10 protein-coding genes are annotated in these 13,028 nt (G+C 28.8%); 2 read left to right on the top strand and 8 right to left on the bottom strand.

Going from position 1 to position 13,028, the window contains the following annotated elements; all coding sequences use genetic code 11:
* Window positions 1-54: 54 nt before the first annotated feature.
* The 7 genes from FIA58_RS02520 to FIA58_RS02490 all read right to left on the bottom strand — a co-directional run bounded on the left by FIA58_RS02520 (window position 55) and on the right by FIA58_RS02490 (window position 10,225).
* Entirely contained in the window at window positions 55-267 is a 213-nt protein-coding gene (locus FIA58_RS02520) for a hypothetical protein (protein ID WP_140959695.1), read from the bottom strand.
* Window positions 268-388: 121 nt separating this feature from the next.
* Window positions 389-931, bottom strand: a complete 543-nt coding sequence (locus tag FIA58_RS02515) for a cysteine peptidase family C39 domain-containing protein (protein ID WP_140959693.1) — start codon at window positions 929-931, stop codon at window positions 389-391.
* Between the two features lie 70 nt (window positions 932-1,001).
* The gene (locus FIA58_RS02510) at window positions 1,002-1,904 is read right to left on the bottom strand and encodes a phosphatase domain-containing protein (protein WP_140959691.1); all 903 of its coding nucleotides are present in this window, start codon (window positions 1,902-1,904) and stop codon (window positions 1,002-1,004) included.
* A gap of 89 nt (window positions 1,905-1,993) precedes the next feature.
* Entirely contained in the window at window positions 1,994-3,178 is a 1,185-nt protein-coding gene (locus tag FIA58_RS02505) for a hypothetical protein (protein ID WP_140959689.1), read from the bottom strand.
* A gap of 24 nt (window positions 3,179-3,202) precedes the next feature.
* On the bottom strand, window positions 3,203-4,486 hold the full coding sequence (locus FIA58_RS02500) for a methyltransferase domain-containing protein (RefSeq protein ID WP_140959687.1): 1,284 nt from the start codon (window positions 4,484-4,486) through the stop codon (window positions 3,203-3,205).
* Between the two features lie 71 nt (window positions 4,487-4,557).
* Entirely contained in the window at window positions 4,558-7,476 is a 2,919-nt protein-coding gene (locus tag FIA58_RS02495) for a reverse transcriptase domain-containing protein (RefSeq protein ID WP_140959685.1), read from the bottom strand.
* 1,231 nt (window positions 7,477-8,707) lie between these two features.
* Window positions 8,708-10,225, bottom strand: a complete 1,518-nt coding sequence (locus FIA58_RS02490) for a TROVE domain-containing protein (protein ID WP_140959683.1) — start codon at window positions 10,223-10,225, stop codon at window positions 8,708-8,710.
* A gap of 111 nt (window positions 10,226-10,336) precedes the next feature.
* On the opposite strand from FIA58_RS02490, the gene FIA58_RS02485 reads away from it, so the two are divergent.
* Both FIA58_RS02485 and FIA58_RS02480 read left to right on the top strand, forming a co-directional pair.
* Window positions 10,337-10,948, top strand: coding sequence for an HD domain-containing protein (locus tag FIA58_RS02485; RefSeq protein WP_140959681.1), 612 nt, complete (start codon window positions 10,337-10,339; stop codon window positions 10,946-10,948).
* Between the two features lie 43 nt (window positions 10,949-10,991).
* On the top strand, window positions 10,992-12,017 hold the full coding sequence (locus tag FIA58_RS02480) for a helix-turn-helix transcriptional regulator (protein ID WP_140959680.1): 1,026 nt from the start codon (window positions 10,992-10,994) through the stop codon (window positions 12,015-12,017).
* A 52-nt stretch (window positions 12,018-12,069) separates the two neighbouring features.
* On the opposite strand, the gene FIA58_RS02475 is transcribed toward FIA58_RS02480, so the two are convergent.
* Window positions 12,070-12,951 (bottom strand): hypothetical protein, encoded by an 882-nt coding sequence (locus tag FIA58_RS02475; protein ID WP_140959678.1) that lies wholly within the window; start codon window positions 12,949-12,951, stop codon window positions 12,070-12,072.
* Window positions 12,952-13,028: the final 77 nt, after the last annotated feature.

The raw sequence follows: 13,028 nt of genomic DNA, 5'->3' as shown, positions 1-13,028 counted from the left end.
AGCAATAAATTGATCAACAAACTGTTGAATCGTTTCTATTTCTGCATTTGGGAATCACATTAAATGAGGCTCTAATTCAGGAAAAGAAGCAATAATGTCTTGTTTGGTATATACTTCTATTTTATTGTACAATGCTAGAGTTTGCCCCAATTGAAAAGCCATTGATTTCTTCAAATCTAAAGCATTACTTCCTTTACCAAAATCTTCAACTGTATTAAAATCAATTGCCTTCAAGGTTTCTATTTTAGGAGGATTAGTATCTTTCATAAAGCCTTAATTTTATCCACACTGTTATTTAAAAATTTCACCTACTATATAGATTTGACAACTTTTTAAAAGTTGTCAAATCTTCACTTTACAAAATAAAAAATACGCTTTTTTTGTAGAATTACTTATGAGTATTCTTCTTGCTTTTTTGATTAACCCTATAGATAATTTTTTCTTTTGAATTCATTTTCTCTAACAACAAAGCAATACCTTCATTTACATAATCAGGATTTGCATACCAATGCTTTTTAAATTCATTAATTCCTAAATTGTATAATCCAACTGCTGGATCTGCGATTGATATGGAATCATTTTCTATTTTATAAACAACCACAAAATGATTGTTATTCCAGTGTAAAATTGCTGGTAATGGAGCCTCTTTAAATTTTTCAAAATCTATTTTAATCGCTAATGTTCTATATCTTAAAGTTTCAGCTGTATCACAAAGGTTAAGAAGATTTGTACCTTCAATACTATCTAATTTTGATAAAATATTAATAGAATCTAAAGAAATTTTATCTCCATAATATTCAAAAATCATTTTTAAGCAGGTTGGTCCACATTCTTGAGTTGTTTTTTGTTTATAAAATGGAAAGTCTTTTGATTCTAATTTACAAGAAATTAGAGCTATAATAGTCCCAATAAAAAATATTTTTCTAATCATTTATTCTTTTAAATTATTGTTAGTAATAACAAATCTGACAGGTTTCAAAGACCTGTCAGATTTAAAATTTTTAAAAATTCCCGTAATACACTTGGAAACAAGGCAATTTTAAGTCGTTTCTCCACATATCAACTACTTGGTTTCTATCGTCTAATACAAATTCGATAAAATATTTGTTACGAATTTCGGTATCGAATAATTCGGTTTTAATTATGCTATCTTTTCGGCTGTCTTTGCTTTTTCGCATGAATAAATGATCGTATTCAATATTGTATTTTTCCAAAAATCGTAATGTAGGCTCTTTGTATTTATCTTCTCTTCCAGAAAGCAAAATAATCGTATGTCCTATGTTCTTATAGTTTTTCAAGATATTCGCAACTGGTTCGTTCAACAAATCTTCATCACATTTACTAGCATCAAAAGGATTTCTTCCATTCATTAAGGCTAATGTTCCATCTAAATCACAAATTATAGCTTTTGGCAACGAAACATCTTGCTCTCCATATTCTAAATCTTTTCTTTTTGTTTTTTTAATAGGTTCGAAATCGAAATTCGTTTTCAAGTTTTCCAATTGCTTGAACATGTTTTCAATAACATTTCTTGGTACTACTCTACTTCGCTTTGAATTTCGCTCTAAAAGCTCTTCTAAAGGAACATCAAACAATTTGAATTCAATGTTAGCTAAATCACTATATTCTTTAATAGCTGTCTTTATATAGTCTTTTTTGGTATGACAATTATCCAAAACTACATTCCAACCATTAGACAATAACGTTTTCACTTGCTCGTGAACCATTTTAGTAATTATTTTCTCTACAGCATCATCCGTTTTTTCCTGAAATTGCGAAAAACGGATTTCATCACGACTTACTCGAAATGTTTTTGACTCAGATTTCACAAGCCATTCGGCAAACGTACTTTTTCCAGATGCTGGACAACCTATTAGGAGTGTTAGTTTTGGTGTTTTTTTCATTTTATATATTTTTGAGAGTAGCACGAAGTAATTTCACGAAGACTCACTAAGTTTTGTTTTTTACTATTTTATTTCTGCATTTTAAAGACTTATAACCTTGGATCTAATGTTTTTTCTATTTCCTCATTATTGATTCGTTTTAAAAGCAAGAGTTTCATTAAATAATTTTCAGCATTCAATGCTTTGTATGGAATTTCCAACATTTGTTGGTTAATTTCCCAACCATTGATTGACTGTTCCAACTTTCTTTTGATGTTTCTGCGTTCTAAATAATACTCAAAATTAGCATTAAAATTGATTCCATAAATCATCGTGAGATAATTGTTATTTCTTACTTTAAAGCAAGGTGGCAATCCTTTTACATAACTTTTAGCTGGTTTTATCATAATACCTTCTTCGTTTTCAGTAGTTAACGTGTCGAAAAAAGTATCTATTTTGGCTAAATTTTCTGCTTCATTTTCTGGTGTAAAGTTCAAGTGTAAAAAAACATCGTCATTTACTAATGCATACGTCAAATTACTATTTGGAATCGTTTCCTTACCATCTTGGTAAACAATCTTTAAAACGTTAAACGGCTTGAAATGTAAAGCACCTTCTTTACCAAACGTATCAATTTGTGTTTTAAAAATGGCCAAAGATTCCTTTTGTTTTGGGATATCTAATACTTTAAAATTTGCAATGGCTTCATATTGTCTTATAACATGATTAGGATATTTGACTTTAAACTCTTTGTTTGTCAACGCTTTCTTGTCTTCAAAATACTTCACATAGCTTTCTGAAGCTTTGACTGTTTCCATTTTATTATACAAATTACTATTTTCTAAATAATTAGTATGTGTTTCCAAAGCGTCATGATAGGCATTGTATTCTCTTTCGATTAATCCACCTCCTAAAATGCTCCATGGCAATAATTCTGAAGCGATAATTAGCGTATCAAAATCGGGATATTGCATTAGCATTTTTTGGTGTAGCTCTTTCAAACTATTTTTAGCTATTTCCAAATCAGTATGTTCTATTTTATGTCCGTTTCTAGAAATAAAATAGGTGTCTGCTAAATTTCGTTTTAAATAAATACTACAATAGGAACCCATGTACTTCTTTTGTACTACAATTTCAGTTTGGTTTTTACGTAGGAAGTATTTTACAGCTTGACGGATACTTTCTATTTCGTTACTCTCCATATATTTTGAAGCTGGTGAAATGGTTGGTGCAAAATCGTTTATTTGATTGTTACTGAACCATTCTATTCTTTTTTTTATTTTTATATCGATCATTTTTTAGTGATTAGTGATGAGTAATTAGTGATTAGCGTTGTAAATTATCATTGCACTTGTTGGATAGACTCCGTTAACGCAATCTCCTATTCCGTGATATTCCATTTTGTTTGAAAATATAGAAGCGATTAAAGCCATGAATTCTTGTTTGGTTAATTCGAAATCGTGATCATCATGACGGAATTCTTCTGTCATTTCATAATTCACGTTGAATTCGCTATTTGGAGTTGTGATAAACAAGGTTGTAAAATTGATGTTCTCCTTTATCCAATGCAACAATTCCTTAGCTTGTTCTAGCGTGTTATGCTCGATAACTTCACTCAAAATCACTTGTCCTTCAAATCCTTTCAAGTCTTCTTTATTGGCTATCCAATGCAAGTTCTCTACATTTTCATAGCCAATTATTTTATCTACGGTGTCTTCAAAATCCTCTTCATCGTGTGCCAAATATTCCGCTGTGAAACCACTTTTACGTAATTTCTTGAAATATTGTAGATTTCCACAACCAAAATCCAAAACAGCTTCATCTTTCTCAATACGATTGCAAATGAATTCTTTTCGAGATTGATGCGTATCTGTAAAAACAAACTGAATTGTGTTGTTAAAATAAGCTTCTAATTGCGGTTTGAATGTCCTAAACTGTTCTGGTGAACGCATTAATCGTTTGATGAACAAATAGTACACGAAATAAGGAACATTTGGTAAATTAGCCAATATCGTAATGTGCTTTTGAATGAAATAATCATCAATGTACATGTATTCCGAATGTTTATTGGTAAAATGACAAAACAATGCGACTACCGAAAACTTATGTAAAGTTTCACGAATGGTTTTACCTTCTACTTTTAAACTATAATTGTTTCCTATTTTTGGTGTAACCGAAATACCCTCAATGTATTTTGATAGCAAGAATGTTCCATTTTTATACCAACCGGAATCGATATAAAATGTTGGCACTACTATATTTGCTGGTAAAGTATCTATTTCAGGATACGTTTTACCCAACCAAGATAAAGTGGTGCTTTCCAATGTTTCGTTGCTTTTGAACAAATGATTGAAAAATTCCGTTGCCATGTTCAATGCCAATAACGGACTGCAATAGCTTTGAAAATCGATTGGATTGCCTTCGTCTGGTAAATAGCTGTTTTTGGTATCTTGGAACAAACAGTGGTATTCGTTTGCACTCACTGCATTTCCAATTAAGACGCCATTACGCAATTCTTTACAATACAAACCCAAATCGGTTGCTGGGTTTTTATAAAGTATGTCTAGCAAATGGTTGTTTTCTGATTGTATAATAATTTGCATACCCTTTGTTTTTAATTTCTGATACAAAGGTGGTATGGTTATGCGTAATTATTTTGCGTAGGTTATTTTAATTAATATTTTTTTCTATATTGATTAATAATAAAATTTGGTGGAGTTGCTTTAAACATTTTTCTTGTATCTTGTAATATGTAATTATATGTTTGAAACTCTCTTAATTTTTTTATATCAATCTTTGCAGTTAAAATAGAAACATTTTCACCTCCTTTTATTTTAACTATATCTTTAGTATAACTTTCAGATGGTTGATTAATTCTTGAATCGCCATATTGAGAAGTATTCACTTGAATTATATATGTATGAATGTCTCTTGATATACTCTCTACAATATTTGAAAAATACTCAATATCTCTGTTATGTTCTATGGCTACAAGAAAGTCAACATTTCCTCTAAATTTACTTCTCTTTTCAATATCACAAAGTTCAAAACAATTAAAAGTACTAAATAACAAACCTCTCCATTGATATAATCTTAATTTCTCATATTGCATTTCATTTTTTGTTGGCAATTTGAATTCGTTTCTGCCAATAATTTCTTTTATTTCACTAGGAGAATAGTCTTTTTTCAAACGAAAATCGATAAATAAATTATTATATACATCAAATTTGAATGGTAAAGCAGTAAGCATGAAATTATATACTTTATTTTTTCTGGTAAAATGCTCTACACCAGCTATTACAGCTATTTCATTTTTTCTAGCAAATGATGTTAGAATTGAAATCCATTGATAAGGAATACATATCTCTGGAAAAATTATCACATCACAATTATTTCTTAATGCTTCATTTAAAATTATGTTTAATTGATTTAATCTTTCGAAAGATAAATTTGGTTTATTTAACATTGAATTAATTGAATTATCTTCTTTGACAACTATGTTTGCAATTGCAATTTTTAAATTATCAATATTTGAATTTTTCGAAATAGTAATGCTTTTGATATTCTTGTCTTTGACTATTGAATTAAGATTTGGATATCCCTTAGAATATCCTTTGTCATCATCTAAAGTATTAAATTCTATGTAATTTTCAAGTGCAATTTTTTCAACATTAAAAACTTTATCTAAATCACCTGAATTCCATCTTTTTAAATAGTGAAAATATATTAATTCATGATAATGAATAAACCTTGGTGAATATTTTATTTTTTGTTTGTCTATAGAAAAACTTGTATCATCTTTTATAAATTGATCGGTGTAAGAAAAATCATCATGTTGTTTACAATAACTAAGTAATGGAAAAAAAGAATAATGTTGTCTAAACATATTTGACTCAAGTAATTTCTGAGCTGTATTACTAATTTTCTCTAAATAAGATTCAATATCATTATTTGTAAGATCTTTAGAGAACTGTTTTATAATTTTATCTTTAAAAAACTTTCTATCTAAAGTTGAAGACATTGCAATCGAAAAATGAAGATGATTTCTTAATGTTTTCTGGATTGAATCTTTAATTTTTTCTTTATTACCTTTTATATGATTTTCAGAAACAATAATTTTATCAATTACAGATGATTGAGCTTTTATAAATTCTATCAATGACTTTTCTGCTTTATTAATAACAAAAAAAGTAACTACTTTTTCCCATAAAAGATTTAATTCTATACTTCTTATTCCAGAAAAATAATCTAATATTTTTTGAGATATATCATCAAGAGATTTACTATCGAGTTTTTTAGTATTTTGTGTTGCTGAAATTAATTTTCTAAGATGCTTAGAAGCTCCTAATTTATTAGTTTTAATTCCATCTATTGATCTTATTTTATTAACAGTGTCAGAGTAAACTATTTCATAAGAATCTGCATTAAAACTTTCAAATATTTGTTCAGCTTCTGGTTGAAATCTGAATTCGCTACTATTTTTAATAATTTCAGATTCAAATCTGTTTAATATTTCAATTGATTCATTTGCTAATATATGGTAAAGTTTAATTTTCTCATCTTGAAAAATCAACGTATCATTTTTTAGTAATATTTCATATTCTTTACCTTCATCTTTTTCTTTTACTGAAACATTCTCTCCCCAACATGACTGATTAATAAGGTATTTTTTTATAAAGTTCTTTACTGGATCTTTATCATTTTTATCAATTTGTGGATTTGCAATAACAATAAGTATGTCATCTACATATCTTCCATAATATTGTGGCTTAATTTTAGATTCTATAGCCTTATCAAATTCAGCTAAAATATGGTTAGCAATTACACTAGATGAAAGAAGACCAATTGGTAATAATTTATTTTTTACTAATAAAATTTCATCTTTATTAAGAATTTCAATATAGCTTTTATGAATTTTTGCTATTAAATTATTTAGCCACTTATATTCCTCATCTACAAAATTTTCAATTGAGCAAAAATCAAAGTTAATTGAATTATAATATTCTTTTATATCTAAATTTAAAATAGCAACATCATATTTCTGTGAATGTAGCTCTTTCGATTTTTTAACTGCTTCATCTCTCCACTTATTATATTTTTGATAATATTTTTGAAATAAATGTATTTTAGAATTATCGAATTTACCATTACTACTTCTAAATAATCTATTTCCAAAGCAATTAACCGATAATTTTTCATCAAGTTTATAGCCAATTTTCATAATCCAAAGAACTGACAAAATATGAATTTCAACAGGACATTTAATAAATGGAGTTATTTTTGTTGTTGTATATGATTCTTGTAAATTAGAATTACTAAAATAAAATGATGTAAAATTATCAGTTGACTTTTTACTCATTCTTTTCGGAAAAACAGAATAACCAATATCTTTTAATAATTCTTCGCAACTTTCATCAGAAATATATTTTTCAATATTCTTTTGTAGTTCTTTTATTTTACTATCAACTTTAGATTGTTCAAAAGTTGATATTTCCATTCTTAAATCTAATGAAAAACTCTCATGATAAATAAAAGATTTAAGTTTTCTATATGCAAATTCTAAGTCTGATTGAAGGTTTAGATCTTTTTTCATAATTTAATTTAGTAACACATAGAAATGTAATTACAATAATAAGGCAAAATTATTAATAACAGTTCTGATATTTTACAAACTTAATCTTTCAAGTTGAACTTTACAATACGTATTTATACGTATTTTTAGGTGTTTTTTGTACGTATAAATACGTAGTGTATGAAAATTTAGAACCATTTAATATTTTGATGTAAACTTATTTCTCAACTATGCAATTATTTTTGGTATGTTTAAAATAGAAAATAATTATTTGTAACTTTTCTGTAAGAGTATTTTAAAATTAAGAGGCAAAAAATGTAAAAAGTTTGTCTTTGTTGGAATCGAAGGAACTCTTTACCACGGCACTCTTTGATTATAAGAGTAATAGGCTAAAGGTGTTTTTTATATCTATGAACGAAGGAACACCTTTATAACAACATCTTATTTTAAAAAGAAGTAAAATACGTAAAGTGAACGGGGCATGTCGTTGCCAGAGTCGAACTGGATAGTCTTGCTGATTTTACAACTTCACTATTCCTCCCCAAATGTGGACGAAGTATCACTTTACTACGACATTCTTTTTTTAGTGATTAGTAACTAATCGTTAGTAATTAGTCATAATTTTGGTTTATTATTTTAAAAAATCAAGATAATGTTCGAAAAGATACTATTGCAGCGTGTTACCTGTTACACCATTCCTCTCGGAATCAGGATTCGAACCTGAATTTCTGGAACCTGAATCGAAGTAATTCTTTTCTACGACACTTGATATTTTTTTTAGTAATTAGTGATTAGTCGTTAGTAATTAGTTTAAAAAAACAAGGCAAAAAGCAAAAAGAGACTGTAATAGTGTTTTAATTAAACTAATAGTTAGTACTAACTATATAAGACTCTACTTATAACTCTAGCGGGAAAAGCGAAGTAACTCTCTTTTACGGCACTTGTTTGTTTTTTTAGTAATTAGTGAATAGTTGTTAGTGATTGGTCATTTAATTTTAAAAGAAAAGAGTGAAAAGCGAAAAAAGGCTTTGGTGCTTTTGCCATTAAGCTATCTTGAGTACTATCTCAGATAGTTTAAACAAGTGTAGGAATCGAACCTACCTATCTGTCTTGGTTTCGAAGGATCTCTTCTCTACGACATCTTTTCTTTTTGATTGTTATTTCTTCTACAAAACTATCCTCTCACTACGCAACTATTTTACGTGGGTTAAAAATTACCGCAAAAAGGAATACAATTTGCGGTAATGGAACACTACAAAGTGATTTGCTTGATTTTCGTCAAAGTACTATCACCATTTTCTAGAGCCTCTAACACATCAAATATTTTATCGGACCAACCTGCGATTAAATACACATCATTTCTTTTGATATCTAAAGGCATTTGTCCGTAACCAGCCAAGTCAAACAAATACAATTTGGCCTTTGGAGCGATTTGCTTGTATAGATTCCACGAATTTTCAAAGGTATGATTGGTATGGTTGCTATTCCATAGTTGTACATCTGTAAACAACATTACTTTATCAACGATTTCTTTTCGTTTGATTAAGTCTTCGATTACCAAATAACCATTGGTAGCATAGCCTACTTCACCTTCACGTTTATAGAATTCTTGCACATTTGCCAAAACATTTCTGTTGGACATATTGATGATTTTCCAAGTATTTCCAAACATACCACTGATTACATTTTTGCATCGTGATTGCATTAGCATACCTAACATCAAACCAATATCATACAGTTGTATTTTACTTTTTGGTGAAATTGCTTTTTGCATCGAACCCGAAACATCACAAGCAATTACAACCGAAGTATTTCCGTCAAAACCTTTTATATTTTGAGCACTTTGCATCACAGCGTCTTCCAAAGCTTCCAAAATCATTGTTGTATATCGCGATTTCAACATTTTAATTTCACGATAAGCAGCCAAGAATCGGAAAGGCAATTGTTTGGCATTGGCTACAGCCTTTTCATTACTCAAATAATTACACACTTTTTCTATATGAGTAAAAGAGACTTCAGCTTCTACAATATTTCTTAGATTTCGCATTGTTGCCATGTAACCCATTCGATTGCTATCAATCAAATCTTCCCATTTTTGTTTGATGGCTTCTTTTTTAGCGGCTTCATTTTCGTATTTATATTGACCAACATCGGACAATTCAGTTTCCCAAGTGTAAGGTATTGTTAATGTATTCGCTGCTATTTTATTGAAAATTGCTTGTTGACTCTCATCTTTTGCTTTTGGATGAACCAAAAACAAAGCATCACGCAATTTCACTTCTCCGTTACGATTGTATTTTGCAAATTGGTACTCATCAAAACTGTTAAATGTAGCTGCTAAACCTTTTTGAATTTGTTTTGACAAACGATTCAATTTTTTCGTTTCTGTTCGTGCATTGGCCATTTGATAATAAGCCAAAAGCTCTGTGATTTCATCTGCACGTTTAACTACACCTTGAACCGTATTTTTCACAATACTATTACCATTAGCTTGTTTCGCCAATTCAACCGTTAAAACCATTGGGATAGATCGCATATACATTTGGTTACGTACATAGATTGCCAATTTAGCTGTGAATTCAGGATTACATTTAGCAATTAATTTTTGAATACGTACTAAACGATCTGTATTTTTTTCATAGGTAACCTCATTTAATCCTGTTGTTACCACAGCTGTATACAATTCCATCTCTGGATTTAAAGTAAAAGCTTTTGCACCTTCGTAATTTGAAATTACCTTTTTCTGTTTGTTAAAATAATTAAATTTCATCTGTGTTACTTTTTAGATTAAATGGTGTCACTTATTGACAAGACAAATATTCAAATTAGTGTACGCAATTATTTTACGTAGTGAAAAATAAATTGTATTTTTACAAAAAAAATGGATTTATATTCAATATATAGTGATTTGTTTCTTACTATAGGCTTTACTCCTTCTAGTATCAGCAAGCAATGGCAAGATTTAAAAAAAGCGTACTCCACCAAATACAGAAGATATCATAATTTAACCCACATTGAAGCTATGATTGATTCTTTTACAAGCTATAAAGAGTACCTAGAACATCCAAATGAGGTTTTATATGCTATTTTTTATCATGATATCATTTATAAAACTACTCGAAAAGACAATGAACTTAAAAGTGCAGAATATGCTCTAAAGATACTTCCTGAAAATATAATTCTTGATAAAATTTTAGTTTATGATATGATTTGTGCCACGCAATTGCATCAACACAATTCCATACAAGATGTTAATTGGCTAATTGATTTTGATTTAAAAATATTAGCTTCTGATTGGAAAGAGTACCAAATGTATTGCCAACAAATTAGAAAAGAATATAACATCTATCCTGATTTATTATACAAGCCAGGTCGTAAAAAAGCATTGGAACACTTTTTAGAAAATGATTTCATCTTTCAAACTGAAGCATTTAGAACCCAATATGAAGATAAAGCTCGAGAAAATATTAAACAGGAAATAAACCAACTCTAAAAACTATTCACTAGTTATAATTACTAGGACTAATCACTAAAAAATGGCACAAAATAAAAATGCACTTATACGCTACAAAACCATAGACAAATGCTTGCAAAACAAATACCGTCAATGGACATTAGAAGATTTAATTGAAGCTTGTAGCAATGCTTTATTTGAATATGAAGGTAAGGAAATGAATGTAAGTAAGCGTACGATTCAACTGGATATTCAAATGATGCGAAGCGAAAAACTAGGTTACAATGCTCCTATTGCTGTGTATGATAAGAAATACTATCATTATGAAGAAGAAGATTTTTCGATAACGGATATTCCATTAACAGAAACCGATATCAATGTATTGACAGAAACTGTTTCTATGTTAAAACAATTTAAAGATTTTTCACTTTTTAATGATGTTTCTGATATTTTGCAACGTTTAGAAGATAAAATTTATGCTGAAAAATCGCATACACAACCTGTAATTCATTTAGATAAAAATGAAAATTTAAAAGGTTTGCATTTTTTAGACGAAATTTATCAAGCTATAGTTAAAAAAGTGGTTTTAGTAATTACTTATAAGTCTTTTAAATCGAGAGAAGCCCAACAATTAACTTTTCATCCGTTTATTTTAAAAGAATTTAATAATCGCTGGTTTTTAGTGGGTAAAACCAAAGGAAGTCAGCCTATAACTAACTTAGCATTGGATCGAATTGAAAAAATTGATTATGATTTTTCAATTCCTTTCTTAGAAGAAGAGTTTAATGCAGAAGTCTATTATAAAAATATTGTTGGTGTAACGGTTAATCAGGGTTTATATCCTGTAAAAATCGAACTTTGGATCGACCAAATGAATGCTCCTTATGTAATTACAAAACCCTTGCATCATAGTCAGCGAATTATTAAACAAAATGAAGATGGAAGTATTCTTGTACATTTATTCTTAATTCCAAATTATGAATTAGAACGTTTATTACTTGGTTTTGGTAGCGGTTTAGAGATTATAAAACCTAATAATCTTAGAAAGCGACTTATTCGAATTATTAGTAAAACCTATGAAATGTACCAATCTAACATAGAAGCATAAAAAAATCGGGACTATTTTAGTCCCGATTTATGTACATTTATGTTGTTCTCTATTATTTTAAAACGAAACTTGTTTTAGAAACATTTTCTCCTTTTGGACTGAAAACATTTACAAAATAAGTACCTGCTTCAAAATTATCTCCAGCTAATTCTTCAGTTACTTGTACTGATTTATTTTCATATTTAACTGTTGTGATAAAACTGTATGTTAACGTTTGATCGTCTCCCATAGGAACTGTTTGCTTTTCTCCTAAGATATTTCCTTTAGTATCCATAACTTGTACGAAATACTTTCTATCACCTGAAGAAGCAATTTGATTTTCAGCAATTACAAAACTAATTTTTAATTTATCAGCTCTACTTGCTTTTGTTGTTTCAACTTGTTTTCCAGAACTTCTTTCTTTAACCGCTAAAACGTTTAAGTTTAAAACAGCTAATTTAGAAGCTTTTTCAATAGTTTTAGTCATGTTGTTATTTTGAACTAAAAGCGTATCTGTAAACTTCCTATTTTCATCCAATGCTGTATTAGTACTGTCAAGTGAAGTAGTTAAATTAATATTTTGTTCTTTTAATAATTTATTTTCGGCAACTAAGTTATCCATTTCTCTTTTTAAACGGAAATACTCATTTTTGTAACGAGCCATCGCTTTTGCGTCACCTTTAGATTTTTCTAACTCTTCAAGAAGTTTCGTCATTTCTTCTTTTTGAGCATCAATATCTCCTTTTAAAGCTGTATTCTCTCCAGACATCGCTTCTAATTCAGCAATTCTAGCTTTAATATCATCTTCAAGAGTGGCTTTTTCAGTAGTTAATTCTGTTACTTGTTTTTTGTTGTCTGAGGTTAATTTATAAATATAACCAATACTACCTAGCAATAATAATGCTAAAACAACAATTGCCGCCTTTAAACCTGAGTTGTTCTTTGTGTTTTCCATAAATTTTTGGTGATTTCTTAATTTTTAAAACAAATGTACAATTTATAAAGTATTTATTCAATCTTAGAACGAAAGTT

This window comes from Flavobacterium jejuense (genome assembly GCF_006491595.2).
In the GTDB taxonomy this organism is placed as follows: domain Bacteria; phylum Bacteroidota; class Bacteroidia; order Flavobacteriales; family Flavobacteriaceae; genus Flavobacterium; species Flavobacterium jejuense.
This window is presented reverse-complemented; position numbering and strand designations above follow the sequence as displayed.